The sequence below is a fragment of the Calidithermus timidus DSM 17022 genome (assembly GCF_000373205.1).
Classification (GTDB): domain Bacteria; phylum Deinococcota; class Deinococci; order Deinococcales; family Thermaceae; genus Calidithermus; species Calidithermus timidus.
Window position 1 is genome coordinate 218,250 of the sequence record NZ_KB890688.1, and the last position, 25,927, is coordinate 244,176.

At 65.0% G+C, this 25,927-nt stretch carries 24 protein-coding genes; 15 read left to right on the forward strand and 9 right to left on the reverse strand.

Going from position 1 to position 25,927, the window contains the following annotated elements:
• The first annotated feature begins 12 nt into the window (after positions 1–12).
• Both B047_RS0104255 and B047_RS0104260 read left to right on the forward strand, forming a co-directional pair.
• The gene (locus tag B047_RS0104255) at positions 13–372 is read left to right on the forward strand and encodes a hypothetical protein (RefSeq protein WP_018465716.1); all 360 of its coding nucleotides are present in this window, start codon (positions 13–15) and stop codon (positions 370–372) included.
• Positions 373–384: 12 nt separating this feature from the next.
• Positions 385–1,266, forward strand: a complete 882-nt coding sequence (locus B047_RS0104260) for an FAD-dependent oxidoreductase (RefSeq protein ID WP_018465717.1) — start codon at positions 385–387, stop codon at positions 1,264–1,266.
• A 203-nt stretch (positions 1,267–1,469) separates the two neighbouring features.
• Here the strand turns inward: B047_RS0104260 and lon are convergent, their stop codons facing one another.
• The 3 genes from lon to B047_RS0104280 all read right to left on the reverse strand — a co-directional run bounded on the left by lon (position 1,470) and on the right by B047_RS0104280 (position 4,750).
• Entirely contained in the window at positions 1,470–3,848 is a 2,379-nt protein-coding gene (gene lon, locus B047_RS0104270) for an endopeptidase La (RefSeq protein ID WP_026234570.1), read from the reverse strand.
• Between the two features lie 207 nt (positions 3,849–4,055).
• Positions 4,056–4,265 carry a hypothetical protein gene (locus B047_RS0104275; RefSeq protein ID WP_018465720.1) on the reverse strand — a complete coding sequence of 70 codons (210 nt, stop codon included), beginning with the start codon at positions 4,263–4,265 and terminating at the stop codon, positions 4,056–4,058.
• A complete protein-coding gene (locus B047_RS0104280) occupies positions 4,265–4,750 on the reverse strand; it encodes a hypothetical protein (RefSeq protein WP_018465721.1) in 486 nt (161 codons plus the stop codon). The genes B047_RS0104275 and B047_RS0104280 overlap by 1 nt, the downstream gene beginning before the upstream one ends.
• A gap of 432 nt (positions 4,751–5,182) precedes the next feature.
• On the opposite strand from B047_RS0104280, the gene B047_RS0104285 reads away from it, so the two are divergent.
• The 13 genes from B047_RS0104285 to B047_RS0104345 all read left to right on the forward strand — a co-directional run bounded on the left by B047_RS0104285 (position 5,183) and on the right by B047_RS0104345 (position 19,943).
• Positions 5,183–6,520 carry an NAD(P)-dependent oxidoreductase gene (locus B047_RS0104285; RefSeq protein ID WP_018465722.1) on the forward strand — a complete coding sequence of 446 codons (1,338 nt, stop codon included), beginning with the start codon at positions 5,183–5,185 and terminating at the stop codon, positions 6,518–6,520.
• A gap of 103 nt (positions 6,521–6,623) precedes the next feature.
• Positions 6,624–8,009 (forward strand): NAD-dependent dihydropyrimidine dehydrogenase subunit PreA, encoded by a 1,386-nt coding sequence (gene preA / locus B047_RS0104290; RefSeq protein WP_018465723.1) that lies wholly within the window; start codon positions 6,624–6,626, stop codon positions 8,007–8,009.
• A gap of 12 nt (positions 8,010–8,021) precedes the next feature.
• The gene (gene hydA, locus B047_RS0104295) at positions 8,022–9,401 is read left to right on the forward strand and encodes a dihydropyrimidinase (protein ID WP_018465724.1); all 1,380 of its coding nucleotides are present in this window, start codon (positions 8,022–8,024) and stop codon (positions 9,399–9,401) included.
• Between the two features lie 7 nt (positions 9,402–9,408).
• The gene (locus B047_RS0104300; protein WP_245533695.1) at positions 9,409–10,224 is read left to right on the forward strand and encodes an ABC transporter ATP-binding protein; all 816 of its coding nucleotides are present in this window, start codon (positions 9,409–9,411) and stop codon (positions 10,222–10,224) included.
• 2 nt (positions 10,225–10,226) lie between these two features.
• On the forward strand, positions 10,227–11,504 hold the full coding sequence (locus tag B047_RS0104305) for a cytosine deaminase (protein ID WP_018465726.1): 1,278 nt from the start codon (positions 10,227–10,229) through the stop codon (positions 11,502–11,504).
• A gap of 3 nt (positions 11,505–11,507) precedes the next feature.
• On the forward strand, positions 11,508–12,311 hold the full coding sequence (locus tag B047_RS0104310) for an ABC transporter permease (protein ID WP_026234572.1): 804 nt from the start codon (positions 11,508–11,510) through the stop codon (positions 12,309–12,311).
• A 34-nt stretch (positions 12,312–12,345) separates the two neighbouring features.
• Complete coding sequence (locus B047_RS0104315) at positions 12,346–13,329, forward strand: ABC transporter substrate-binding protein (RefSeq protein ID WP_040779180.1); 984 nt, start codon at positions 12,346–12,348, stop codon at positions 13,327–13,329.
• Between the two features lie 6 nt (positions 13,330–13,335).
• Positions 13,336–14,199, forward strand: coding sequence for an ABC transporter permease (locus B047_RS0104320; RefSeq protein WP_040779183.1), 864 nt, complete (start codon positions 13,336–13,338; stop codon positions 14,197–14,199).
• Entirely contained in the window at positions 14,187–15,176 is a 990-nt protein-coding gene (locus B047_RS0104325; protein WP_018465730.1) for an ABC transporter permease, read from the forward strand. The genes B047_RS0104320 and B047_RS0104325 overlap by 13 nt, the downstream gene beginning before the upstream one ends.
• Before the next feature lie 120 nt (positions 15,177–15,296).
• Positions 15,297–16,382 (forward strand): ABC transporter substrate-binding protein, encoded by a 1,086-nt coding sequence (locus tag B047_RS0104330; RefSeq protein WP_026234574.1) that lies wholly within the window; start codon positions 15,297–15,299, stop codon positions 16,380–16,382.
• Positions 16,383–16,542: 160 nt separating this feature from the next.
• On the forward strand, positions 16,543–17,781 hold the full coding sequence (locus tag B047_RS0104335) for a hydantoinase/carbamoylase family amidase (RefSeq protein WP_018465732.1): 1,239 nt from the start codon (positions 16,543–16,545) through the stop codon (positions 17,779–17,781).
• Complete coding sequence (locus tag B047_RS0104340; RefSeq protein WP_018465733.1) at positions 17,778–18,488, forward strand: PucR family transcriptional regulator; 711 nt, start codon at positions 17,778–17,780, stop codon at positions 18,486–18,488. Before B047_RS0104335 ends, B047_RS0104340 begins: the two co-directional genes overlap by 4 nt.
• A gap of 99 nt (positions 18,489–18,587) precedes the next feature.
• Positions 18,588–19,943 (forward strand): aminotransferase class III-fold pyridoxal phosphate-dependent enzyme, encoded by a 1,356-nt coding sequence (locus B047_RS0104345; protein WP_018465734.1) that lies wholly within the window; start codon positions 18,588–18,590, stop codon positions 19,941–19,943.
• On the opposite strand, the gene B047_RS0104350 is transcribed toward B047_RS0104345, so the two are convergent.
• The 6 genes from B047_RS0104350 to B047_RS18520 form a co-directional block, all read right to left on the reverse strand.
• The gene (locus B047_RS0104350) at positions 19,918–20,889 is read right to left on the reverse strand and encodes a zinc-dependent alcohol dehydrogenase (protein ID WP_026234576.1); all 972 of its coding nucleotides are present in this window, start codon (positions 20,887–20,889) and stop codon (positions 19,918–19,920) included. The genes B047_RS0104345 and B047_RS0104350 overlap by 26 nt on opposite strands.
• 6 nt (positions 20,890–20,895) lie before the next feature.
• Positions 20,896–21,666, reverse strand: coding sequence for an SDR family NAD(P)-dependent oxidoreductase (locus B047_RS0104355; protein WP_018465736.1), 771 nt, complete (start codon positions 21,664–21,666; stop codon positions 20,896–20,898).
• Between the two features lie 9 nt (positions 21,667–21,675).
• The gene (locus B047_RS0104360) at positions 21,676–22,701 is read right to left on the reverse strand and encodes a zinc-dependent alcohol dehydrogenase family protein (RefSeq protein ID WP_018465737.1); all 1,026 of its coding nucleotides are present in this window, start codon (positions 22,699–22,701) and stop codon (positions 21,676–21,678) included.
• A gap of 16 nt (positions 22,702–22,717) precedes the next feature.
• Positions 22,718–23,539 (reverse strand): carbohydrate ABC transporter permease, encoded by an 822-nt coding sequence (locus B047_RS0104365; protein WP_018465738.1) that lies wholly within the window; start codon positions 23,537–23,539, stop codon positions 22,718–22,720.
• A complete protein-coding gene (locus tag B047_RS0104370) occupies positions 23,536–24,366 on the reverse strand; it encodes a carbohydrate ABC transporter permease (protein WP_018465739.1) in 831 nt (276 codons plus the stop codon). The genes B047_RS0104365 and B047_RS0104370 overlap by 4 nt, the downstream gene beginning before the upstream one ends.
• A 168-nt stretch (positions 24,367–24,534) precedes the next feature.
• Entirely contained in the window at positions 24,535–25,842 is a 1,308-nt protein-coding gene (locus B047_RS18520) for an ABC transporter substrate-binding protein (protein WP_018465740.1), read from the reverse strand.
• Positions 25,843–25,927 lie beyond the last annotated feature (85 nt).

The window sequence follows — 25,927 nt, forward strand, 5'->3', positions numbered from 1 at the left end:
TATGTTGAACCCATGCAACCACGTTTTCTCGTCGCTGGGCTTGTGGGGGCGGCGGTCTTCGCCATGAGCTTGGCCACCTTTCGCTGGAACCTCCCAAGTTTTGTCGTCTCGAGCCTCCTCGCCCTCCTGGCGGGCTGGCTGACCCTGAGGTGGAACTTCCGGCTCGACCGTGGGGGCATTGGGCCCGTTGCACGGGAGCGCGTGGCCATGCAGGTCGCCTGGCGCAAGGGGGGCAGGATCAGCGCCGAGCAGCTGGCTCAGACGGTGGGGATGCCGCTGGAGCAGGCCCGGCATACGCTTGAGCTGCTCGCCAGCCGCGACCTGTGCCGCAAGGAAGACGCCGTTTACGTCTTCTACCCCAAGCGCGCTTGAGCTATCCCAGCCGTGAGCCAGCCGGAAGCCGGGATCGTGGTGTTGGGCGCGGGCATCGCGGGCCTGACCGCGGCCCGGCTCCTGCACGAAGCGGGGCAGCGGGTACTGGTGGTCAGCCGGGAGCTGGGCGAGGCGAGCCGAGTGCCCGAGCCCCTGCTCAACCCGGTGCGGGGCAAGCGCGGCTCGGTGGCGCCCGAGGCCGAGGAGGCCCTCGAGGCCCTCTGGGGCTTCTACCCCCGCTTCACCCCCGTACGCCAGGGCATCCTGCGTCCGGTGCCCCAGTCCGAGCGAGGGGCGTGGCAGGCGCGGCTCGAGGGGCGCGGCATTCCTCACCGGTGGCTCGAGGAGGGTCTGTACCTGGAGAACGCGGGCTGGCTCGAGTCCACCCCGCTCCTGCACCGCCTGGCCGAGGGCCTGGATATCCGCTGGGTGGGCGTGGAGCATCTGGAGGGCAACGTCCTGTGGCTCGAGGGCGGCCAGCGTCTGGCGTACGAGGTGCTGGTGTACGCCGGCGGGGCCAGCGGAGCCCATCTGCTTGCTCTCGGCGGACGCTTCACGCCGGGCTCGGTGCTCCTCACCCGCGAGCACTTCAAGCAGGCCCGCTCCTACGGGGTTTACGTGGCGGGGCACAGCCTGGGAGGGAGCTACCTGCCACACCAGGAGCACTACTCGCCTCACCAAATTCAGCCGCAGGAAGTCGAGTGGTTGCTCTCAGGGGCTGAGGGGCTGCTGGGGTATCGGCCCGAGTGGCGCTCGAGTTGGAGCGGCGTGCGTTACCGCCTCGACCGGGATTACCTCAAGGAGATCCCCGGCGGTTACGCCATCACCGGCTTTGGTTCGGCGGCTTACTTTTATGCTCCGCTGTATGCCAGGCGCCTGTTGGCACGGCTTTAGCCGCCGTAGCGGTGCAGCAGGGCGAACCAGGCGATGAGAAGCAGTGCCGTAATAACCACGAAGGCGATCACGCGACCCATGATCCAGATTATGCCCGATGCCGCCTGTCCGACGGGGTCATCGAAATCAAAGACCTTTGGGTGGCAAGCCAACCGAACACCATAGGGGCAGGCACAAGACCTGCCCCAGTTTGCGCGCGCAGTTCAAGCGCCTGCGCCGGGTTGGGGGCGGTTCTCGCCGGGCTGCACCACGGGCATGACGGGTTCGGGGAGCAGGAGGGTCTTGAGCACCTCGCTCACGTCCTCGGCCAGGGTGATCTCGAGCCCGCGCCGGATTTCCTCGGGGAGGTCCTGAAGCTGGGCCTCGTTTTCCTTGGGCACGATGATCTTGCTGATGCCAGCTTGGTGGGCCGCCAGCAGCTTCTCCTTGACGCCACCGATGGGCAGCACCTTGCCGCGTAGGGTGATCTCGCCGGTCATGGCGATGTCCATACGGACAGGACGGCGGGAGAGGGCCGAAGCGAGGGCGGTGGTCATGGTGATGCCCGCGCTGGGGCCGTCCTTGGGGGTTGCTCCTTCGGGCACGTGCACGTGGACGTCGTACTTGTTGTGGAAGTCCTCGGGCAGGCCCCACTCCTGGGCGTGTGCCCGCAGGTAGGTAAAAGCGGCCTGAGCCGACTCCTTCATCACCTCGCCCAGCGAGCCGGTGAGCACGATTTTGCCGCTCCCGGGGACGGCCACGGCCTCGATGGTGAGCAGCGTACCCCCCACGGGAGTCCAGGCCAGCCCCTGCGCGGTGCCGACGCTGGGTTCCTTCTCGGCCTTGTCGGGGCGGAACTTGGGGATGCCAAGGTAGGCGGGAACCTCGGGGGCATCTACCAGGCGCTGACCCTCCCAGGGAGACTCGAGGAAGTTCTTGGCTCCCTTGCGGGCGATCTTACCCAGCTCGCGCTCGAGGTTGCGCACCCCGGCCTCGCGGGTGTACTCGTTGATCACCCGGTCGATGGCGGCATCGCTGACGGAGAGCTTGCCCTCCATCCCGGATTCTCGGATCTGGCGTGGTAGCAGGAACTGCTTGGCGATGTTGTGCTTTTCGTAATTGGTGTAACCGGGAATCTCGATGACCTCCATGCGGTCGAGCAGGGGCCGCGGGATGGTCTGGAGGGTGTTGGCGGTGGTGATGAAGAAGACCCGGGAGAGGTCGTACTGCACGTCGAGGTAGTGGTCGGTGAAGGTGCTGTTCTGCTCGGGGTCGAGCACCTCCAGCATGGCGCTGGCGGGGTCACCGCGCCAGTCGGCGCTCATCTTGTCGATCTCGTCGAGGAGGATCACCGGGTTGATCACCCCGACTTGCTTCATGGCCTGGATGATCTTGCCGGGTAGCGCCCCGATGTAGGTGCGGCGGTGGCCGCGGATCTCGGCCTCGTCGCGCACGCCACCCAGGGAGATGCGGTAGAACTGGCGGTTCATGCTGCGGGCGATGGAGCGACCCAGACTGGTTTTGCCCACGCCGGGAGGCCCTACGAGCACGAGGATGGGGGCCTTGTTGCGCACCTCGAGCCCCTGAGTCATCTGGCGCACGGCCAGGTACTCCAGGATGCGCTCCTTCACGTCCTGTAGGCCGTAGTGATCCTCGTCGAGCACGGCGCGGGTCTTGTTGATGTCGAGCACCTCGTCGTCGGCCTTGGTCCAGGGTACCTCGACCAGCCAGTCGAGGTAGGTGCGGGCCACGGTGGCCTCGGGGCTACCCTGCTGCATGCGCTCCAGGCGCTGCAACTCCTTGAGGGCCTTCTGCTTGACGGCCTCGGGCATCCCGGCGGCCTCGATCTTGCCGCGCAGCTCCTCGAGGTCGCTTAGCCCGTCCTCGCCGCCCAGCTCCTTCTGGATGGCCTTCATCTGCTCGCGCAGGTAGTACTCGCGCTGGTTCTGGTCCATCTGCTCCTTGACCCGCTGCGAGACGCGTTTGTCCATTTCGAAGCGTTCGAGGTCGCGCGTGAGGAACTCCAGCACTTTTTTCAGGCGGGCCTCGAGGTCGGTGGCCTCGAGCACGGCCTGCTTTTCCTCCACGCTCCAGGTGGCGTGGAAGGTGATGGTGTCGGCCAGCACCGCGGGGTCGCTGGTGGCCCGCAGGTTATCGAGTTGGTAGCGGTCCAGCCGCAGCGACTTGTGGCCGGCGACATAGCGGTCGAAGGCATCCTTGATCTCATCGACCAGCACCCGGCCCAACGTCTCGTCGCGCAAGGGGGCTTCGCTTTGCACCTCGCCACGGGCGCGCAGGTAGGGGCCGGCGATGTAATCGAGCAGCTGTACCCGGCTGCGAACCTCGACCATGACCTGCATCGTGCCATCCGGCAGCCGCATGGCTTGCTTGACCACCCCCAAAGTGCCGATGCCGTAGAGATCGTCGGGGGTCGGATCATCCACCTCGGGGTCGCGCTGCGCCACCAGGAAGATGAGCCGGTCGGCCCCCAGGGCTTCCTCAATTGCTCGCTTGGACTTCGCGCGACCCACCTCCACCGGAGCGGTGGCGTGGGGCGGGATGACCGTCGAGCGCAAGGGAATGACCGGCAATTCAAGACGCATTCGTTTCCTCCGTAGCCCGCCTGTTTAGCCGTCGCTCTGCGGCGGGAAAGAACGACTTAGTTGGATTCTACAACCCGCTTCCGGCGCAATAGGGTCAGAAGGCACACTTAGAGAACTTGAGTCATGCTTTATCAGATATGCTGAATCCCTCCATGCCGCTCGAGGCTCCGAAGCGGGCCTGAGCAGATGCCCCCGCCGCATGTGGCCTCACAGAAGACGCTCAACGCTGCTGACATTGCCCAGGATCAGCTCCAGACGCAGCTTCTCGCCCGCCTGCGGGGGAGGGGAGAGGAAGGTGTCCTGGCAGCGCACACGCCTGGGGCCCTCGGCGGTTTGCAAGAGCAAATCGTAGAACACGGCACCGTGGATGCTCAGCGCCTGGGCTTGCAGGATGGTGCCCTCGAGGGTTTCATGCATTAGAACAACACCACCTTGGCGACGAGGTTTTCGAAGCTAAGCCTGCCGCTGGTGAGGCCCAGGCTCTCCAGCTTGACCCCGATGTAGAGGGTCTGGTTGTTGACGCCGTTGGTCAGGTGAGCTCCCGACCACTTCAAGGGGGAGGTGCTGTTCTTGCTGAAGTCGAGCGTGCCCAGGTCGTCCATGGTAGCCGCACTGGGGCTGCTGCAGCGGAAGAAGCTCCCGATGATGGGGCAGTCGGGCTCCTGATCGGTCGCGTAGAAGTGTAAGACCCCCCGATCGGTGAAATTCGCCGTCCCCTCGAGGCCGATCTCCTTGACCCCCACCGGCGGCTTCTGCATCTGCCCAGCCTTTTGGAAGTAGATGGCCCCGTCCGAGATCAGGCTAACGTCGACAGGTTCGACGGTGATGGCGATGGACAGTGGCGCGCCGCTGCACGCGGCCAACAGGCCGCCCAGGGCGACGGAGAGAAGAAAACGCCTCATAGGCCGAACTATACCTGCTTTGTCTGAGAAAAGTTGAGGCCCATGCACCTGCCATAAGTGAACTTTGGTGCAAAGTTATGCAGCGTCGCTCTTGACAGCCTTCGGCGCGAAGTAGAAGCATAGAGCCAAGGGTTAAATCAGCTCCCGTGAGGGCTCGGACCTTCTTGGTGATGATTCACACCGGAGGTTGTGGTGCCGCGTTTCATGGGAGGGGGTGATGGCTGGTTCCGGAGCCTAGATGAAGGGCTTTGGAGGCTTTGTTGTGTGTTGAGAAAAATTGCCTCTGCGTGCGGCGGGCCGTTTCTGCGCCCGCTCACGAATTTTGGACACTTTGTCCATTGCGCCTTTCGTTGGGGAAGCCCTAGCCTTAGCACAAACCAAAGCCTTTAGCTTTGCAGGATTGGGGGCCGGTGGCCCCGCAGGAGGCCAGACGTGAACAATCGCCAGATCATTCGGCCTGAGGAGGTGTTGGCGGAGTACTACCCGCCACTCACCGACCACGAGGCAGCCGTGGAAGCCAGCCGCTGCCTTTACTGCTACGACGCGCCCTGTACCCATGCCTGCCCCACCCACATCGACATCCCCAAGTTCATCAAGAAAATCGCCAGCGAGAACGTGGTGGGCGCGGCTCGTACCATCCTCGAGGCCAACCTCATGGGCGCGACGTGCGCCCGGGTGTGCCCGGTGCAGGAGCTGTGCGAGGGCGCGTGCGTGCTCAACGCCGAGGAGAAGCCCATCATGATCGGGCGTTTGCAGCGCTACGCCACCGATTACGTCTACGAGCGGGGCATCGACGTCTTCAAGCCCGGCCCCCCCACTGGCAAGAGGGTGGCGGTGATCGGGGCGGGGCCCGCTGGCCTGACCTGTGCGGGCGAGCTGGCCAAGCTGGGCCACAGCGTCACGGTCTTCGAGAAGCGCGAGCTGCCCGGGGGGCTCTCGACCTACGGCATCATCGTGCTGCGCGAGCCGGTGGAGGTGGCGCTGGCCGAGGTGGAGATGGTCAAGCGGCTGGGGGTGGAGGTGAAGACCGGCATGGAGCTGGGAGCCAACCTCTCCTTCGAGCAGATCCGCCGCGAGTACGACGCGGTCTTCCTGAGCGTGGGGCTGGGCGCGGTGCCTGCGCTGGGCATCCCCGGTGAGGAGCACATCGTCGACGGCCTGAGCTACATCGAGGCCAGCAAGATGAACCCGCAGGGCCTCGAGGTGGGCCAGAACGTGGTGGTCATCGGCGCGGGCAACACCGCCATCGACTGCGCCACCGTCGCCAAGCGGCTGGGGGCCGAGCGCGTGACCATGGTCTACCGCCGCACCGACGCCGAGATGACCGCCTACCCCCACGAGTACGAGTTTGCCAAGAAGGAGGGTATCGAGTTTCGCTTCCTCACCCAGCCGGTGCGCGTGATCGTCGAGGGCGGGAAGGTGAGGGGGCTCGAGTGCGTGCGGATGGAGCTGGGCGCGCCCGACGCCTCGGGTCGTCCCGCACCAGTACCCGTGCCTGGCTCCGAGTTCGTGCTGATGGCCGACCAAGTGGTCAAGGCCATTGGGCAGGAGAAGCCCGCCCTGGCCCAGATGCTGGGGCTGGCGACCGAGCGGGGCTACATCAAGGTGAGCGACGACTTCGAGACCAGCCTCCCCGGCGTGTATGCGGGTGGCGACTGCGTGCGCTCGTGGGGCTCGGCCTCGACGGTGATGGCTGTGGAGGACGGTAAGCTGGCGGCCTTCGCCATCCACCGCAAGCTGGTGCCGCTGCGCGCGGCGGCGGATGATTGAGGTGAAAAGGTCAAAAGGATAAGGGGTGAAAAGTTAAAGACCTGGACTTTGCTTTTTGACCTTTTACCTTTTCCACTTTTCACCTTCCCTGAAAGGAGCATTTATGGCTGACCTTCGCATCAATTTCGCAGGCATCAAGTCCCCCAATCCCTTCTGGCTGGCTTCAGCCCCGCCGACCAACTCGGGGGCGCAGATCCACAAGGCCTTCGAGGCGGGCTGGGGTGGGGCGGTCTGGAAGACCATCGGGGCGCCGGTGCTCAACGTGTCCAACCGCTATGGAGCCTGGCACTACGGCTCCCAGAAGATGCTCGCCATCAACAACGTCGAGCTGATCTCGGACCGCCCTTTAGAGGTCAACCTGCGGGAAATTCGCGACGTCAAGCGGCACTGGCCCGACCGCGCGGTGATTGTCTCGGCCATGGTGGAGTCGACGCCCGAAGCCTGGCGCGACATCGTGATGCGGATCGAGGACACCGGAGCCGATGGCATCGAGCTCAACTACGGCTGTCCGCACGGCATGAGCGAGCGCGGCATGGGCAGCGCGGTGGGCCAGGTGCCCGAGTATTGCAATCAGATCACGAGCTGGGTGACCTCGGTGGCGAAAATTCCGGTGATCGTCAAGCTCACCCCCAACATCACCAACATCTCCTACCCGGCCAAGGCTGCCGTGGCCGGAGGGGCGCAGGCCATCAGCCTGATCAACACCATCAACTCCATCGTCGCGGTGGATCTGGATACGCTCGAGATCACCCCCAACATCGGCGGCAAGGGTGGGCACGGGGGCTACGCCGGTCCCGCGGTCAAGCCCATCGCCCTGCACCTCTTGTCCCAGGTGGCCACCACGCCCGAAGTGGCGAGGAGCGGCATCCCCATCAGCGGCATGGGGGGTATCAGCACCTGGAAGGACGCGGCGGAGTTCTTGCTGCTGGGGGCCAGCAGCCTGCAAGTCTGCACCGCCGTCATGCACTACGGCTACCGCATCATCGAGGATCTGTGCGACGGGCTTTCCAACTGGATGGATTCCAAGGGCTTCAAGACGGTGGGTGAGGTCGTGGGCAAGAGCCTCTGGCGTATCTCCGACTTCAAGGACTTCGACCTTTCCTTCCGCGCCGTCGCCCGCATCGACCCCGAGAAGTGCATCAAGTGCAACCTCTGCTACGTGGCTTGCAACGACACCGCCCACCAGTGCATCGACCTCATCGACGCCAGCGGGAACGTGGTGCAGCCTTACCGCTACGACGTGCGCTCGAACGGCAAGCGCGAGGCCGTCTCTACCCGTCCGCAACCCGTGGTGCGCGAGGAGGACTGCGTGGGCTGCCGGTTGTGCCACAACGTTTGCCCGGTAGAGGGTTGCATCGAGATGGTCGAGGTGCCCTCGGGGCGCGCGAGCATTACCTGGGACCAGCTCACCCGGGAGCGGCCCGAAGTAGGTACGGATTGGGAAGCTATGGAGCGTTATCGCAAGGAAGTGGGAATCGAGATTCACTAAAGGGGGTAAATCGTGCCCTTGCTCATCAAAAACGGCGAGATCGTCACCGCAGACTCCCGCTACAAAGCCGATATCTATGTGGAGGACGAGACCATTACCCGCATCGGGCAAGGCCTCGAGGCCCCGCCCGGCACCGAGGTCATCGACGCGACGGGCAAGTACGTTTTTCCCGGTTTCATCGATCCCCACGTCCACATCTACCTGCCCTTCATGGCGACCTTTGCCAAGGACACCCACGAGACCGGCAGCATCGCTGCGCTCATCGGGGGTACGACCACTTACATCGAGATGTGCTGCCCTAACCGCAATGACGACGCGCTCGAGGGTTACCACCTGTGGAAGAGCAAGGCCGAGGGGAACAGCGCTTGCGACTACACCTTCCACATGTCGGTGACCAAGTTCGACGACAAAACCGAGGGGCAGCTGCGCGAGATCGTGGCCGATGGAATCAACTCCTTCAAGATCTTCCTGTCGTACAAGAACTTCTTCGGTGTGGACGATGGGGAGATGTACCAGACCATGAGGCTGGCGAAGGAGTTGGGCGTCATCGTCACGGCGCACTGCGAGAACGCCGAGCTGGTGGGGCGCTTACAGCAAAAGCTCTTGTCCGAGGGCAAGACCGGCCCCGAATGGCACGAGCCCAGCCGCCCCGAGTCGGTGGAAGCCGAGGGGACCAACCGTTTCGCCACCTTCCTCGAGGCCACCGGGGCCACCGGCTACGTGGTGCACCTCTCCTGCAAGCCCGCGCTCGAGGCGGCTTTGAGCGCCAAGGCCCGGGGGGTGCCCCTCTACATCGAGTCGGTGATCCCCCACTTCCTCTTGGACAAGACCTACGCCGAGCGGGGCGGGGTGGAGGCCATGAAGTACATCATGTCGCCGCCCCTGCGCGAAAAGCGCAACCAGAAGGCCTTGTGGGACGCGTTGGCCCAGGGCTTCATCGACACCGTGGGCACCGACCACTGCCCCTTCGATACCGAGCAGAAGCTGTTGGGTAAAGACGCCTTCACCGCCATCCCCAACGGTATCCCCGCCATCGAGGACCGGGTGAACCTGCTCTACACCTACGGGGTGAGCCGGGGCCACCTCGACCTCCACCGCTTCGTGGACGCGGCCAGCACCAAGGCCGCCAAGCTCTTCGGGCTCTTCCCGCGCAAGGGCACCATCGCGGTGGGCTCCGACGCCGACCTGGTGGTCTACGACCCCAGCTACCGGGGGATCATCTCGGCCAAGACCCAGCACGTCAACAACGATTACAACGGCTTCGAGGGCTTCGAGATCGATGGGCGGCCCAGCGTGGTGACCGTGCGGGGCAAGGTGCAGGTGCGCGAGGGCCAATTCGTGGGCGAGAAGGGGCGCGGCAAGCTGTTGCGGCGCGAGCCGATGTACTTCTGAGGTGCTTGTGACCCAATCCCAGCCCAACCCCCACCTAACCCCCAGCGCCGCCAGCTTGGTGTCGGTGAAGGACGTCTCGATGGTGTTCCCCACCGGCACCGTGGCCCTGCAGAACGCGAGCCTCGAGATCGCCGCGGGCGAGTTCATCTCGCTCATCGGGCCCTCCGGTTGCGGCAAGACCACGCTCCTTCGGCTTCTGGCCGACCTGATCCAGCCCACCTCTGGGAGCATTCGCATCGGCGGCAAGACCCCGGAGGAGGCGCGCAAAGCCCGAGCCTACGGCTACGTCTTCCAGGCCCCCACCCTCATGGAGTGGCGCACCGTGCTGCAGAACGTGATGCTGCCGCTGGAGGTGATGGGCGTGCCCAAGGCCGAGCACAGGCCCCGCGCCGAGCGCATGCTGGCGCTGGTGGGGCTGGAGAAGTTCGCCCGCCACTACCCCTGGCAGCTCTCGGGCGGCATGCAGCAGCGGGTGAGCATCGCCCGTGCGCTGGCCTTCGACCCGCAGCTTTTGTTCATGGACGAGCCCTTCGGCGCGCTCGACGAGATCACGCGGGAGAACCTCAACCTCGAGCTCTTGCGGCTGTGGCGCGAGACCGGCAAGACCGTCATCTTCGTCACCCACTCCATCCCCGAGGCGGTGTTCCTCTCCACGCGCATCGTGGTCATGACCCCGCGCCCCGGCAAGATCGAGACCGTGATCCCGGTGGACTTACCCCAACCGCGCAACTTCGAGACCCGCGAGACCACCCGCTTCTTCGAGATCGCCACCCAGGTGCGCGAGGCCCTGCGCAAGGGGCACGGCTTCGAGGTGCAGGAGTAGGCATGGACCTCGTCATCAAGGACGCACGCCTCACCGGCCGCGAGGGTCTGGTGGACATCGGCCTCGAGGGCGGGCACATCGCCGCCATCGAACCGGGGCTGCGCGGGGGGGAGGAGATCTCGGCGGAGGGCAACCTGGTGAGCCCCAGTTTCTACGAGATCCACATCCACCTCGACGCCATCCTCACCGAGGGCGATCCCCGGCCCAACCGCTCGGGCTCGCTGTGGGAGGGCATCGCCATCTGGGCCGAGCGGGTCAAGCGGCTCAGCCGCGAGGACGTGCGCGCGCGGGTGCTCAAGGCGCTGCCCTGGTTCGTGGCCCACGGCGTCACCCACATCCGCACCCACGTCGACGTGTGCGACCCCAGCCTCACCGCGCTCAAGGCCCTGCTCGAGATCAAGGCCGAGGTGGCCGGGCTCATCGACATCCAGATCGTGGCCTTCCCGCAGTTGGGGATGTTCTCCTTCGAGGGCGGCGACGCGCTGGTGCGGCAGGCTCTCGAGCTCGGCGCCGAGGTGATCGGGGGGATCCCGCACTACGAGATCACCCGCGAGTACGGCGTGCAGAGCGTGAAGTTCGCGCTCTCGCTCGCCCACGAGACCGGCCTGCCCGTCGACATCCACTGCGACGAGACCGACGACGACCACTCCCGCTTCCTCGAGACCATGGCGGCCGAGACGCTGCGCCTGAGGTTGTCGGGCCGGGTGGCGGCCTCGCACACCACCGCCATGCACTCCTACAACAACGCCTACGCCGACAAGATCATCGGCAACGTGCGGCGGGCCGGGCTGCACGTCATCTGCAACCCGCCCGACAACGCCGTGCTGCAGGGGAGATTCGACCACTACCCCATCCGGCGCGGCCTCACGCGGGTCAAGGAACTGCTGGCCGCCGGGGTCAACGTGGCCGCCGGGCACGACTCGGTGATGGACCCCTGGTACCCCATGGGCAAGGGCGACCCCCTGCACACCGCCTTCGTGCTGCTGCACCTGGGGTTGATGTCAGGTCAAGAAGATCGGGCGCAGCTCTTCCCCATGCTCACCTCTCGTCCCGCCGCCATCTGGCACAACCGGCTGGTGCGGGGCGGCGAGGGCCTGGAGGGGCACGCCGTCGCGGTGGGCAACCCCGCCGACTTGGTGGTCTGGCCGGTCCCCACCGAGGACGACGCCATCCGCACCCTGCCCATGCGCCGCTACGTGCTCAAGCGCGGCCGGGTGGTGGCCGAGACCCGGCCCGAGGTCTCCTATGTGCAGGGCGAGGCGGTCCGGTTCCTGAGGTGAGGCATGGCCAGGGCCACCCATCCCCCCCGCAACGCTCCTTCTGTGTGGAAGAACGAGGGCGTGCGCTGGCTGGTCTTCGCCGTGGTGACCCTGAGCCTGTGGGAAGTAGGGGCGCGGCTGTACAACTCGCCCTTCCTCCTGCCTGCCCCCTCGCGCATCCTCGAGGAGTTCCTCAAGTCCCCGGCCCTGGTGCTCACGCACGCCTGGATCACCGCGCAGGAGATCGTGCTGGGCTTCCTGCTGGGCGCCCTGGTCGCCCACCTGGCCGCGCTGCTCTTGATCGTGTTGCCGGAGTGGCTGGAGGACTTCATCTTCCGCGCGGTCTCCACGCTCAACTCCATCCCCTTCGTGGCGTTGGCGAGCCTGGTGGTGGTGTGGCTGGGGGTGGGCGGCATCGGCTCGAAGGTGGCGATCGCGGCGCTGTACGCCTTCTTCGCGCTGGTCTACTTCGTGCACAAGGGGATGGTCTCCACCGACGCGACCAAGGAGGAGCTGCTCACCTCCTACAGCGCGAGCTTCGTGCAGCGGGTGCGCTACCTGAAGCTGCCCTTCGCGCTGCCCATCATCTTCACCAGCCTCAAGGGGGCGGCGATGGCGGCGGTGAACGGGGCCATCGTGGGCGAGCTGTTCGGGGCTTTTCAGGGCTTGGGGTTTATGATCCTCGACTCGCGCTACGTGGGCAATACCGCGCGGGTCTTTTTGGCGGCGGCGTTCTGCACGGTGGTGGGCTGGCTCTTGCTGGGGGTGCTCACGGCGCTCGAGCGGCGCTTCGTGGGCTGGCACCTCGAGATGACCCGGAAGGGTTGAAGCGGCTTATGGGTTTATTCAGGAGGAGGTCGGTATGAGGAAGACGGCGGCATTCGCGGTGCTGGCATCGGGAATGGTGGCGTGGGGGCTTTGGGGCACGGCCCAGGGCAACCTGACCAAGGCCACCATCATCGAGTCGTGGTTCATCCACGCCGAATCCATCGGCGACCCCGTGGCGGTGGACAAGGGCTTCTACAAGGAGGCGGGCCTGGACGTGACGGTGGTGCCGGGTGGCCCTGGGCTCTCGCCCATCGACCGGGTGATGGCCGAGGCCAAGGCGGGAAAGCTGGTGCTGGGCATCGACTACCCCTACAACCTGCTCGAGGCCCGCCAGAAGCAGAAGCTGCCGCTGGTGATCGTGGCCGCCGACTTCCAGGAGTCGGCCATGCGCATCCTCTCCTGGCAGCCCATCGCCAAGCCCGCCGACATCAAGGGCACCTTCGCGACCTGGATCGGCTACGACAAGCCCATCAAAGCCGTGGTGGGCAAGGGCTGGGAGCAGCAGATCCAAGTCGTCAACCAGCAGGGCGACCCCGCCACGCTGGGTGGCTGGCTCGCCAAGCAGTACCCCTTCGCCTCGGCCATGATCTACAACGAGGTCATGGTGGCCGAGAAGCAGGCGAAGGAGAAGTACTACCTCTACAACTACAAGGACTTCGGCGTGGACTGGCCGGAGAACGTACTCTTCACCACCGAGGACGTGCTGAAGAAATATCCCAGCGAGGTTAGGAAGTTCGTGCAGGCCCGCTACAAGGGCTTCCGCTACGCGCTGGACAACCCGCAAGAGGCCGGGAAGATCCTGGCGAAGTACAACCCCAACCTCGACATCCCCTTCGAGCTGGCGGGCCTCGAGCAGATCAGGAAGATCATGGTCACACCCGACACCCAGAAGAACGGGCTCGGCTACGTCAACACCGCCAAGCTGCAGAAGATGGCCCAGCAGCTCCAGGCCGCCGGCCTGCTCGGCAGCGCCTCGCTCGCCGGCTTCGTCAGCGCCATTCCCAGCGGGGTGAAGTAAAGCCCTATGCTCGCCCGTCTGCGCTCGCCCAACCTCGTCCCCATGCTCGCGGTGGCCTTGGTCATCGCGGCGCTGTACTACCCGCTGATGCTCCTGGCCAACGTCCCGGTGGCCCAGCGGGCGCTCGACAGCGGCGCGGCGCTGGAGTGCGGCTCGGCCTTGGAGTGCGCCACCCAACTGCGCAGCCCCGTGTTGCCCTCGCCGCAGCAGCTTTGGAGGGGCTTCGCCAACCTGCTCTTCCCGCTGGACTCGCCCAACGCCATCCCCCTCAACGCCGCGGTGACGGCGCTCGAGACCCTGGTGGGGCTGGCCCTGGCGACGGTGGTGGGCTTTTTCTTCGCCGTCGGGATCGTGGCCTCGAGGGCCTTCGAGCGCTCGCTGCTGCCGTGGATCGTGGCCTCGCAGACCGTGCCCATCGTCGCCATCGCGCCCATGTTGGTGGTTTTGCTGGGTCAGTACGGGGTACAGGGCTGGATCCCCAAGGCCATCATCGCGGCCTACATCGCTTTTTTCCCCATCACCATCGGCGTGGCTAAGGGCCTGCGCAGCCCCGACCCGCTCTCCCTCGACCTGATGAAGACCTACAACGCCAGCAGTTGGCAGACCTACCTCAAGCTGCGCTTCCCGGCCTCGCTGCCCTACCTCTTCACCGCCTTCAAGGTGGCCATGACCGCCGCTTTGATCGGGGCCATCGTGGCCGAGATCTCCACCATCAGCTTTCAGGGCATCGGCAAGATGCTCGCCGAGAACTCCCGCGCCTCCGACGTGGTGGCGACCTGGGTCATCATGATCGCCTCGGCAGCGCTGGGCATTTTATTGGTAGCGCTGGTGGGGTGGCTCGAGAAGGTGGTGACGCCGTGGAAGCGCTGAAGGTGGGGCGCCCGTCGCCCGCGGCCCGCCCCTTGCCCTGGCTCGGCGTTGTGGCGGTGGGGCTGGGCTTCGCCCTGCTGGCGCTGTTCATCTGGAGCTGGTGGGGCCGCAGCGACCTCGCGGGGACGGGCCAGAAGCTGCTGATCCTGGCGGGCTTCGCGGCGGCGGCTTACGGGGTGGCCCGGGTCGCCAACTTCCTCGCGGCCGTCCGCACCGGCCCGCTCGTCGGCTTCATCCCGGCCGGGCTCACCCTGGCCCTGGTGCTCCTGACGGTCGAGGCCCTGCTGCGGGCGTACCAGGTGCCCGCGGGCCTGATCCCCACGCCCACGCGGGTCTTTGCCACGCTGTGGGCCGTGCGCGACGTGCTGTTGCAGGACGCCTACCAGACGGTGGTGCTCGAGGCCTTCACCGGCTACCTCGTCGGCTGCGGCCTGGGCGTGGCGACCGCGCTGCTGGTGAGCCGCTTCGTCTTCCTCGAGCGCGGCTTCTTGCCCTACGCCACCGCCTTCTCGAGCATCCCCATCGTGGCGCTGGCCCCGGTGCTGGTGAAGATGATGGGGCTGGAGTGGCCCTCCAAGGCCGCCATCGTCGCCATCACGGTGTTCTTCCCGGTGGTGGTGGGCACCTTCCGCGGCCTCACCGAGGTCAGCCCGCTCTCCCTCGAGCTCATGCGCTCCTACGCGGCGGGCGAGGCCCAGCAATACCGCTGGTTGCGCATCCCCAACGCCCTGCCCTTCATCTTCAACGCCCTCAAGCTCGGCACCACCCTGGCCATGATCGGCTCCATCGTGGGCGAGTTCTTCGGTGCAGGCGGCCAGGGGCTGGGCTTTCGCATCCAGATCGAGGCCGGGCGCTTCGGCTTCGACATCGTGTGGTCGGCCATCATCGTGGCCTCGGTCGTCGGCATCGCCTGGTACGGCCTGGTGGCCTGGCTGGAACGCCGAATGACCGGTTGGCACGTCTCGTTTAGGGAGTAGCCCGTGGCTGCTAGCCAAGCTGTAAGCCATCGGCAATCCAGGAGGTGAATCTCGGAGGAGCAGTTATTTCGGGGGTTTTTAGGCCACTATCGTCGTGTGGTTTGTGTAGGAGGTCAGAGGATGAGGAAGTGGACGGTTGTATTGGCAGTGCTGGTGATGGGGCTCGCGTCGCTGGGGATGGCCCAGCAGAACCTGGTCAAGGTCAACCTGCAGCTCAAGTGGTTTCCCCAGGCGCAGTTCGCCGGCTTCTTCGTGGCGAAGGAACGGGGCTTCTTCCGCGCCCAGGGCCTCGACGTGACCCTGCTGCCCGCGGGCGACCAGTCGCCCATCCAGGTCGTGCAGTCGGGCGCCGCCGACTTCGGCACCACCTGGATCGCCGACCTGCTCGTCGCGCGCGAGCGCGGCATCCCCGTGGTGCACCTGGCCCAGATCTTTCAGCGCTCGGGCTTCACGCTGGTGGCGCTGAAGTCCACGGGCATCAAGGACCTGTGCAAGGACCTCAAGGGCAAGAGCGTGGGCGTGTGGCCCTCGGGCAACGAGTACCCGGCAGTGGCGCTGTTCCGCAAGTGCGGCCTCACCTCCTCGCTCGACCCTCGCGCCGCCAACCCCGACGTCAAGGCGGTGAGCTATCCCTTCGACCCCTCGCTGGTCTTCCCGGATAAGGTTCAACTGGTTTCGGCCATGACCTACAACGAGGTCAACCAGATCGCGGGCCTGGGTTACGACGAGAGCAAGGTGGACGTGTTCAAACTCGCCGACGAGGGCATCAACCTGCTCGAGGACCTCATCTTCACCACCGAGCGCGTGCTCAACGAGCGCAACTTCAAGGGCTCGGGCCTCAGCGGCCGCCAGGTCGCGGCCCGCCTGATCAAAGCTTCGTTGCAGGGCTGGGACTGGGCGGTGAAGAACCAGGCCGAGACCGTGGAGAAGTACGTGCTGCCCTTCTGCGGTAACACCTGCAAGGGCTCGGGCTCCCGCGCCGACGCCAAGGGCCACCAGACCTGGCAGATGGCCGAGATCGCCAAGCTCTACAATGCCGGAGCCACCCTCAAGGGCTGGGCCGGTTTCCTGGTCCCCGCCGACTTCCAGGCTTCGGTCAAGCTGCTGCGGGACCAGGGCATCCTCACCAAGGACCCGCCCCGCCAGGTTGTGGACTACGGCCCGTGGGAAGAGGCCACAGGCAAGAAGGCTGCCGACTACAAATAGGCCAGCGGACGATCTGGGTGACCCCTACTTGCTAAGCCCTCATGGTGAGCGCGTCCCACGTCTGATTAAGCTCACCGTGGGGGCCCCGACAAGACATACGCCGGAGGCATTTAGCTGTGGGGGCGAACCTCGAGGCTCGCCCCCCTTCTTCGGAGGAATCATGCTCGAGCCCAAACGCACCATCGCCGAACTCAAGGAACTCCGCTCATTAACCGCCGACGAGAACGGGGCGCAGCGCGTAGCCTGGACGGATACTTGGCTCAAGGCCCGTGAGTGGTTTAGCTCAAAGCTCGAGGGGTTGCCGGTGGAGTTCCACCAAGATGCCGCCGGGAACAACTGGGTTACCCTGCGCGGGGAGAGCGAGAAAGCCTTGCTGATCGGCGGCCACCTGGACAGCGTGCCCAATGGGGGTTGGCTCGATGGCTGCCTCAACGTGATGGCGGGCCTCGAGGTGCTGCGCCGGATTGCCGAGGAATACCGAGGAAAACCGCCCGTCACGGTGCGCCTGGTGGACTGGGCCGACGAGGAGGGAGCCCGCTTTGGGCGCAGCCTCCTGGGTTCGTCGGCCTTTTCCGGCACCCTAGACCCCGAAGCTGAAAAAGACCGCACCGACAAAGACGGCATTCGCCTGGAGGATGCCCTGCGGGCTTGTGGGGTAGAGATGGACCGGATGCTGGAGGCGAGGTCTGAGCAGCAGAACGCCGCGGCCTACCTCGAGCTGCACATCGAGCAGGGCCCGGTGCTGCTGGATATGGATCTGCCGCTGGGCGTGGTGCTGGGCACCTTCGGGGTAGAGCGCCACGCCATCCGCTTTTTGGGCCAGGCCGCCCACTCCGGCTCCACGCCCATGCACAAGCGCAAGGACGCTTTCCTGGCCGCGGCGAAGATGGCGGGGGAGATCTACCGCATCACCGAGCGCAACGGCGGGGTGAGCACCATCGGCTCCTGCGTCACCAAGCCGGGCATCGTGACCAGCGTGGTGGCCGACTGCACCATCACCCTCGACCAGCGCCACTTAGACGCCCAGGCCCTGGCCCGGCTCAAGGCCGAAGCCGTGGAGGCCAGCCAACGCTTCGCCCGCGAGGGTGGGCTAAGCGATCCGGAGTGGAGTCTCATCTGGCGCATCCACCCCATCCTCTTCCACCCCGACCTCATCGAGTTCTGTGACCAAGCCATTCAGGAAGTCGCAGGCCGCTCTCACCGCCTGCCCAGCGGCCCCCTACACGACGCAGCCGAGGTAGCCCGCGCCGGCATCCCCACGGTGATGATGTTCACCCAGTCCCTCTACGGCCTCAGCCACAACAAGATTGAAGACACCAAGGAAGAGCACCTCGAGCTAGCGGTGCGGGCCCTTGACCGGTTGGCGGATAAAACGATGCGGTGGATCATGCGGCAATGAGCCTGCCCACCTTGCGCCAGATCCTCGAGCTGCCCCCCTTCGCCGGGGCCGAACTGCTCGCCGGCCACTCTCGGTTGGACCAGGTCGTCACCTGGGTGCACGTCGCGGAGGTGATGGACGCCTGGCGCTTCTTGTCGGGGGGCGAGCTGATCTTGAGTACCGGCCTCGAGCTCGCCCGCGCTACCCCCGAGGCAAGGGTCGGCTACCTGCGCGCGCTGGCCCAGGCCGGGGCGCACGGGCTGGCCCTCGAGCTCGTCCAGTGGATGCAGGAGGTGCCCGCCGAACTGCTACAAACCGCCCGGCTGCTCGAGTTCCCCATCCTGGCTTTTCGCTCGGAGGTCCGCTTCGCCGACCTCACCCGCGCCGCCCACGAGCGCATCCTGCGCCCTCACGTGGCGAGGGGAGAGGAGCCCTTGCTCGAGTCCCTCCTGGACGCTTTGATCGAAACGGGCCGGAGCCAGGGATTCCTCCAGCGTCAGCTCGGCCCCCTCCTCTCCCTGCCCAGCCGCCCGCGCTCGACGCTGCTCTCGACGCTCGAGGCCCTGCTGGCTTCGCAGTTCAACATCGCCGAAACGGCCCGGCGGCTTGGGGTGCGGCGACAGAGCATCTACTACCGCCTCGAGCAGCTAAAGGGCATGTTGGGCGACCTAGACAAGGTCGAGCGCCGCTTGGGGCTGTGGGTGGCGCTCGAGCTGCTCAAGCGGTAACCAAAGCCGCCACCCCGACTACTGGCTTTTACACACTGTCCATTGCGTCCCCTCGCCTCCCGGGACTACCATTGGGGGAATAAAGGCATAGGAGGTCTTATGGAACGCCCCTCGTCGGAAGTCATCCAGGAGAACCGTGACTACACCCTCTTCTCCTGGTCGGTGCAGAGCGCGGCCAACCCCATTCACATGACACGTGCTCAGGGGGTGTGGTTCTGGGACGGCGACGGCAACAAGTGGCTCGACTTCAGCTCCCAGCTCATCAACATCAACGTGGGGCACCAGCACCCTAAGGTGCTCGAGGCCATCAAGCGTCAGGTCGATGAGCTCTGCTTCGCCGGGCCCTCCTTCGCCACCGAGCCGAGAGGCAAACTGGGCAAGAAGCTGGCCGAGGTCACGGGGCTGGCCAAGAGCTTTTTCACCCTGGGCGGGGCCGAGGCCAACGAGAACGCCATGAAGATCGCCCGGCTCTATACCGGGCGCGACAAGATCATCACCCGCTACCGCTCCTACCACGGGGCCACCATGGGCTCCATGACCGCCTCCGGCGACCCCCGCCGCTGGCCGGTGGAGCCCGGCATCCCCGGCATCATGCGGGTCTTCGACCCCTACTGCTACCGCTGTCCTTTTGGCAAGACCCCCGACTCCTGCCGCCGCGAGTGCGTGAGCCACATCGAAGAGGTCATCCAGATGGAGGGCCCGCACACCATCGCGGCGATCCTGGTGGAGGGCATCACCGGCTCCAACGGCCTGCTGGTCCCGCCGGACGATTACTACCCCAAGCTGCGGGCGCTGTGCGACAAGTACGGCATCCTGCTCATCACCGACGAGGTGATGTCGGGCTTTGGGCGCACGGGCAAGTGGCTCTCCACCCAGCACTACGGCATCAAGCCCGACATCGTCACCTGCGCCAAGGGCCTCACCAGCGGCTATATGCCCTTAGGAGCCGTGATCGTGAGCCAGCCCATCGCCGAGTACTTCGAGAACAACATGCTCTGGGGTGGTCTGACCTATTCGGGCCATCCGGTCTCCTGCGCGGCGGCGGTGGCCAACCTCTCGGTCTACGAAGAGGAGCACCTCTTCGAGAACACCGAGGCGCAGGGGCGCTACCTCGCCGAGCGCCTCGAGGCCATGAAGCGCAAGTACGCCTGCGTGGGTGACGTGCGCTACAAGGGGCTCTTTAGCGTGATAGAACTTGTGCGCGATAAGGCCACCAAGGAGCCGCTGGCCCCCTTCAACGGGACTTCCCCCGAGATGCAGAAGCTGGTAGCTTACGTCAAGTCCAAGCACGTCTACGCCTTCAGCCGCTTCAACATGCTGTGGGTCTGCCCGCCGCTGGTGATCAACCAGGAGGAGCTGAAGTACGGCCTGGACATCATCGAGGAGGGCTTGGCACTGGTAGATAAGATGCTTGCCGCAGCCCCGGTGCTCAGCTCGCCAGCAACATCACCTTGAGGGCCTTTCCCCGCTCTAGTGCGGCGCCAAACGCCTGCTGCACCTGCGGCAAGGCGAAGCGGTGGGTGATGAGCGCTCTGCCCTGCACCTGTCCACCGGCGAAGAGGCGAATGGCCTCCCGGTAGTCGTGAAAGGTGTACATCAGACTGCCCTTGAGGCTGATCTCCCAGTCCTGGATCAGCCCGGCGCTGATGGTGGTGGGTTGGCCATATACTCCCACCACAACGATCGTGCCACCTTTGCGGATGCCCTGGATGGCGGACTCGAGGGCTTTTTCGCTACCCACGCACTCGAAGATTACGTCGTACTTCGCCGAGTCGGGGGTTTTGGCCTGTAGCCCCAGGTCTTCGGCCACGCGACGGCGGGGCTCGAGCGGGTCTACCACTTCCACGCCGGCGGCCCCATAGGCCCTGGCTACCTGGCCGACCAGCAGCCCGATGGTGCCCGCGCCCAGCACGGCCACCTTTCTGCCTTGAAGCTGGGTCAGGGCTACGGCGTGCACAGCTACCGCGAGGGGCTCGATCATCGCGCCCAGCTCGACATCGAAGCCCTCGGGTAGCCGGTGAAGGTTCTGGACGGGGCTCACGAAGTGCTCTGCCATCGCGCCAGGAGCTTGAAAGCCCATTACCTTGAGCTTCTCGCAGATGTTATACCGCCCGCTGCGGCATGCTTCGCAGCGCCCGCAGGTGAGGGAGGGCTCGAGCGCCACCAGGGCCCCTTGCCAAGAGGGATCAACGCCCGGACCCACCGCAACGACCCTGGCAGCGACCTCATGACCGGGGTAGACGGGGTAGCTCACGAAGGGATGCTGCCCTTCGAAGACGTGGAGATCTGAGCCGCAGATACCCACTGCCAGGGGCTGAAGCAGCGCTTCGCCCGCTTGAGGGGTGTTTTGGGGGGCCGTTACCCAGTCAATTTGATGGGGACTCGCAATTAGGGCATGCATTTTTTCCTACCAGATCGTGTATCCGCCGTCTACCACTAACTCGCTTCCGGTGAGATAGCTCGAGGCTTCCGAGGCCAAGAACACCGCACAAGTAGCAACCTCCGAGGGCTCGCCCAGCCTTCCTAAGGGGGTCAGGCCAAGCCAGTCCCTGCGCCACTCGGGCGTCTCGAGGCCCCGCCTGGTCATCTCGGTGCCGATGTAACCGGGGGAGATGGCGTTGACCCGCACCCCGAAGGGGGCTAGCTCGGCGGCCAGCGAACGGGTGAGGTGAGCCACCGCGGCCTTGGAGGCATTGTAGGCCGCCTGGGGCTGGGGTTTGTTGACGATGAGGCCGGACATCGAAGCGATGTTGATGATGCTGCCACTGCCCTGGGCTACCATCACCCGGCCAAAGGCCCGGCTACACCAGAAGACCCCGTTGACGTTGACGTCGAAGATCTGTAGCCATTCGGCATCGGGGGTTTCCAGGGCGGGGGTGTTGCGGCAGATTCCGGCGTTGTTGACCAGGATGTCCACCCGCCCGTATTCGGCGAAAAGGGCTTTGGCCAGCGCATCGGCCTGGGCCGATTGGGTCACGTCCAGGGGACGGAATTCGGCTTTTAGCCCTCTGGCCTTCAGCTCACGCTCGCTCCGCTCGCCGATCGCCGCCTCGAGTTCGGCGATCACCACACTGGCCCCGGCTTCGGCGAGGGCGGTGGCGATGGCCAGGCCGATACCCCGCGCCCCGCCGGTGACGACGGCTACCCGATGGTCTAGCTTGAACTTCTCCAGCACCATGCGAAGCACCTACCCTTCCCCCTCAGGAACGATCAGCACCTTCAGAGCGTTTCCCATGCCGGGGTGCTCCTTGTACTCCAGGGCTTTGTGCAAGTCCTCGAGGGGCATGCGATGGCTGATGAGGGGTTTCACCTGGATCCGTCCGCTCTCGAGCCAGTTCAGGGCCAGGGGGAGGGTTCCGTTGAGCGAGAAGCTGCCGATTAGGCTGAGGTCGCGCTGGAAGAGATCGTAGGGGCTCACGCGCACGGTAGCTTCCTCGGGGGCTACGCCGAAGATCAGCAGCTTGCCTCCTACGGCGGCGTACTGGGACATGGCCTCCACCACGCCAGGTATACCGGTGGCCTCAGCGACGATGTCAAAGCCGTGGGGCTTTAAGTCGCATAGGGCTTGGGCCATGGACGGGCCACTCTGTACGGTGTGGCTTGCTCCCAGGCTCCTTGCCAGCGCCAGCCGTTCGGCTACGGGATCGACGACCGTTACCTCCGTCACCCCTGAAACCAGCAGGGCCTGCATCAGCAGCAGGCCGATGGGGCCAGCGCCGAAGAGCACGGCGTTGCTGCCGGGTTCGGGGCGCAGGCGCACGATGCCCCAGGCCACGCAGCCCAGTGGCTCGGCAAAAGCGGCTTCGGCGGCGCTGAGGCCCTGTACGGGATAGGCGTTGGTGGCCGGAGCCACGACGTATTGGGTGAAGCCCCCGGCTTGGGTCACTCCCAAAGCCTCAAAGCGCAGGCAGTGCTGACGTTGTCCCCGTCGGCAGGCCCAACACTGCCCGCAGGAGATCACCGGGTCCAGCGCGACGAGCTGGCCTTCTTGCAGATCGCTGACGCCGGGGCCCACCTGGTCGATCACCCCTGCGATCTCGTGGCCGGGGATCAGGGGAAAGCGGGCGTGGAAGTGCCCGTCGAACAGGTGTAAATCGGTGCCGCAGACCCCGGTGGCGCTCACCCGGACGCGCACCTGTCCGGGGCCAGGGGTTGGGGTGGGAACCTCGAGCACCTCGAGGGTTCTGGGTTGGGTAATTACCGCCGCACGCATAAATTGACGTCCTTCCTTACTTGATTGCTCCGAAGGTCAGGCCCCGCACCAGTTGCCGCTGGGCTAGCCAGCCCATGACCATCACCGGCAGGATGGCAATCATGGAGGCCGCCGACATCTTGGCCCAGAAGAGGCCCTCGGCAGTTTTGAAAGAGGCCACATAGACCGATAGGGGGGAGGCCTGGGCTGCGGTTAGGTTGAGGCTCCAGAAGGTCTCGTTCCAGGCCAGAATGATGCTCAGCAAGGCTGCCGAGGCGATGGCGGGACCGGAGACAGGCAGCAGCACGCGGGTAAGTTCCTGAGAGGTACTGGCCCCATCTACCCTCGCGGCTTCCATGATCTCGTGGGGAATCTCGCGGAAGTAGGCGTAGAGCGTCCAGACCACTACCGGTAGGTTCATCACGGTATACATCAGCGCCAAAGCCCAGACGTTGTCGAGCCAGCGCAGGTCGCGGAAGATCAGGTACACCGGGATGATCACCCCGACGGGCGGCATCATCTTGGTGCTGATCATCCACAAGAGCGTGCCGTTGGTGCGCTTGGTGGGGTAGAAGGCCATGGAGTAGGCCGCGGGAATAGCCAGGACCAAAGCCAGCGCGCTCGAGCCCACCGCCGAGATGATCGAGTTGAGGAAGTGGCGGGCATAGTCGCTGCGGGTGAGGGCTTCGTAGATGCTCTCGAGGGTGGGCGTGAAGAGCAGCTTGGGTGGGATGGCAATGGCATCCCCTTCGCTCTTGAAGCCGGTGAGGAAGAGCCAGAAGATGGGAAAAAACATAATACCCGCAGCCACGTAGGCCAGCAGGGTCAGTTCCCAGCGGATGCGTCTGGCTTGGCTCATGTGCGACCTCCTTGCAGGTTGCGCCCGATCATGCGCAGCACGAACACCGCCACAATGTTGGCCAGGATCACCGCGAAGACCGCCCCCGCCGCGGCCACCCCGATGCGGTACTCGCCGAAGGCTTTGAGGTAGATGAGGTAGGGCAGGGTGGTGGTGGCCAGGCCCGGTCCGCCCGAGGTCGAGGCATAAATCTCGGCGAAGATGGTGAGCAGGAAAATGGTTTCCAGCATGACCACCACGCTCAGGGTCTGGGCCAGGTGGGGCACAATGACGTAGCGGAACTCCTGCCAGGCGTTGGCCCCGTCGATCTTGGCGGCCTCGAGCTGCTCTTTGGACAACGATTGCAAGCCGGTCAGAATCAAGAGCATGGCAAAGGGGATCCACTGCCAGGAAACCATCAGCACGATGGACTGCATGGGGTAGACGGCCAGCCAGTCGATGGGTCGCTGTCCCAGGTTCTCAGCAACCCATGCAAAGAGGCCATACACCGGATGCATCAGCATGTTTTTCCAGATCAGAGCGCTGACCACGGGCATCACGAAGAACGGAGATATGACCAAGGTGCGTGCCAGCGCCCGCCCAGGGAAATCCTGGTAGAACAGCACGGCCAGAAAAAGCCCAATCACCACCGTGAAAAACAGCACCGACCCCACCAGCACCAGCGTGTTCTGGATGGAGGTCCAAAACACCGGATCGGTGAGCAGGGAGCTGAAGTTTTCAAAGGCGACGAAGCCCTGGCGTTCGGGGTTGAGGAGGTTGAAGCGGCGGAAGGAGTGGTAAATGGTCAGAATGAAGGGGATTTGCGTCCAGACAATGAGCAACAGCATCGCCGGACCAAGCAGCCAGAGGGTATTGGGCCGAATCGGCCTGGATTGCGGCTTGGTAAGAGCGCTTGTATGGGTCATGTTGTTGGCCTTGAGGCGGGGATGGCCGGGTGATGGGAGGGGCACAGATCACCCGGCCCGAGGTGGCTTACTCGACTGCCGCCTGGTCTATCACTTGAGGTAGCCAGCTTCCTTCATCAGCTTTTCGACGGCGGCCTGGGCCTGGGCCAGCCCGGCGTCCAGGCTGGTCCTGCCAGCTACGATCCCGGCGATAAATTGCCCGACCTGGGTCCCGATGGCCTGAAACTCGGGAATGCCCACGAACTGCACGCCGGTGTAAGGAACGGGCTTGAGGGTGGGCTTGGTGGGATCGGCGGTGTTGATGGAGTCCAGCACCACCTTGGCGAAGGGGGCGGCTTTGAGATAGTTGGGGTTGTTGTAGGTGGAGTAGCGGGTGCCGGGAGGCGCGGAGACCCAGCCTTGGGTATTGCCCACCAGCTCGATGTATTCCTTGGAAGTGGCCCAGGTGATGAAGGTCTTGGCCGCGTCGACTTTTTTGCTGGACTTGGGGATGGCCAGCGCCCAGCTCCACAACCAGTGCGCACCGTTGGGGGTGACGGCCACCGGAGCCTTGGCGAAGCCGATCTTGTCGGCGACCTTGGAGGTCTTGGGGTTGGCCAGGTAGCCTGCGGCCACGGTAGCGTCGATCCACATGGCGCATTTGCCCTCCGACATCAGGGTCAGGTTCTCGGTGAAGCCGTTGCCGGTTACGCCGGGAGGGCCGTACTTGGTAACCAGCTCTACGTACTGGCCGATGGCCCGTTTCCACTCGGGGCTGGTGAGTTGGGGCTTCCAGCTCTCGTCGAACCAGCGTCCGCCGTAGGTGTTGACCAAGGTAGTGATAAAGGCCATGTTCTCGCCCCAACCAGGCAGGCCGCGCAAGCAGATGCCGTAAACGCCGCCGCTGGGATTGTGCAGCTGCCTGGCCCAGCTAATGGCCTGGGTCCAGGTGGGCTGGGTAGGCACGGTGAACTTCTTGGCTGCGAAGAGGTCCTTACGGTAGTACAGCATTGAGCTCTCGGCATAGAAGGGCAGGGCGTAAAGCTTACCCTGATACGAGAGCCCGGCCCGCACCGGTTTGAGCACGTCTTCCAGGTCATACGAAGCCGACAGCCCGCTCAGCTCTACCAGCCAGCCGTTCTTGCCCCAAATCGGCGTCTCATAGGTGCCGATGGTCAGCACGTCGTAGGAACCGGCGTTGGTGGCAATGTCGGTGGTGACCTTCTGGCGCAACTCGTTCTCTGGCAGCACCACCCAGTTGAGCTTGATCCCCGGATTGGCCTTCTCGAACTCCGGGGTGAGCTTTTGCATGGTGATCATGTCGGGGTTGTTGACGGTGGCGATGGTGATGGTGGTTTGGGCCAGGGCCGCCGTGGCCAACAGGGCTGCTCCAACGGTCAGAGCCTTCCAAAAGCGCATAGCTTCCTCCTACTTAACTGCCTCAACTGCTAAGCAAAAGGTCTCAGGGCCGATACCGACGGTCAGATGCAATATGGCTGCCAGA

What these genes read in the sequence shown, in the direction of transcription:
- B047_RS0104255 (WP_018465716.1), top strand. Translation starts at nt 13, where the DNA reads ATGCAACCACGTTTTCTCGTCGCTGGGCTTGTGGGGGCGGCGGTCTTC.
- lon (WP_026234570.1), bottom strand. Translation starts at nt 3,848, where the DNA reads ATGCGTCTTGAATTGCCGGTCATTCCCTTGCGCTCGACGGTCATCCCG.
- B047_RS0104275 (WP_018465720.1), bottom strand. Translation starts at nt 4,265, where the DNA reads ATGCATGAAACCCTCGAGGGCACCATCCTGCAAGCCCAGGCGCTGAGC.
- B047_RS0104280 (WP_018465721.1), bottom strand. Translation starts at nt 4,750, where the DNA reads ATGAGGCGTTTTCTTCTCTCCGTCGCCCTGGGCGGCCTGTTGGCCGCG.
- preA (WP_018465723.1), top strand. Translation starts at nt 6,624, where the DNA reads ATGGCTGACCTTCGCATCAATTTCGCAGGCATCAAGTCCCCCAATCCC.
- B047_RS0104305 (WP_018465726.1), top strand. Translation starts at nt 10,227, where the DNA reads ATGGACCTCGTCATCAAGGACGCACGCCTCACCGGCCGCGAGGGTCTG.
- B047_RS0104310 (WP_026234572.1), top strand. Translation starts at nt 11,508, where the DNA reads ATGGCCAGGGCCACCCATCCCCCCCGCAACGCTCCTTCTGTGTGGAAG.
- B047_RS0104315 (WP_040779180.1), top strand. Translation starts at nt 12,346, where the DNA reads ATGAGGAAGACGGCGGCATTCGCGGTGCTGGCATCGGGAATGGTGGCG.
- B047_RS0104320 (WP_040779183.1), top strand. Translation starts at nt 13,336, where the DNA reads ATGCTCGCCCGTCTGCGCTCGCCCAACCTCGTCCCCATGCTCGCGGTG.
- B047_RS0104330 (WP_026234574.1), top strand. Translation starts at nt 15,297, where the DNA reads ATGAGGAAGTGGACGGTTGTATTGGCAGTGCTGGTGATGGGGCTCGCG.
- B047_RS0104335 (WP_018465732.1), top strand. Translation starts at nt 16,543, where the DNA reads ATGCTCGAGCCCAAACGCACCATCGCCGAACTCAAGGAACTCCGCTCA.
- B047_RS0104340 (WP_018465733.1), top strand. Translation starts at nt 17,778, where the DNA reads ATGAGCCTGCCCACCTTGCGCCAGATCCTCGAGCTGCCCCCCTTCGCC.
- B047_RS0104345 (WP_018465734.1), top strand. Translation starts at nt 18,588, where the DNA reads ATGGAACGCCCCTCGTCGGAAGTCATCCAGGAGAACCGTGACTACACC.
- B047_RS0104350 (WP_026234576.1), bottom strand. Translation starts at nt 20,889, where the DNA reads ATGCATGCCCTAATTGCGAGTCCCCATCAAATTGACTGGGTAACGGCC.
- B047_RS0104355 (WP_018465736.1), bottom strand. Translation starts at nt 21,666, where the DNA reads ATGGTGCTGGAGAAGTTCAAGCTAGACCATCGGGTAGCCGTCGTCACC.
- B047_RS0104360 (WP_018465737.1), bottom strand. Translation starts at nt 22,701, where the DNA reads ATGCGTGCGGCGGTAATTACCCAACCCAGAACCCTCGAGGTGCTCGAG.
- B047_RS0104365 (WP_018465738.1), bottom strand. Translation starts at nt 23,539, where the DNA reads ATGAGCCAAGCCAGACGCATCCGCTGGGAACTGACCCTGCTGGCCTAC.
- B047_RS0104370 (WP_018465739.1), bottom strand. Translation starts at nt 24,366, where the DNA reads ATGCTGTTGCTCATTGTCTGGACGCAAATCCCCTTCATTCTGACCATT.
- B047_RS18520 (WP_018465740.1), bottom strand. Translation starts at nt 25,842, where the DNA reads ATGCGCTTTTGGAAGGCTCTGACCGTTGGAGCAGCCCTGTTGGCCACG.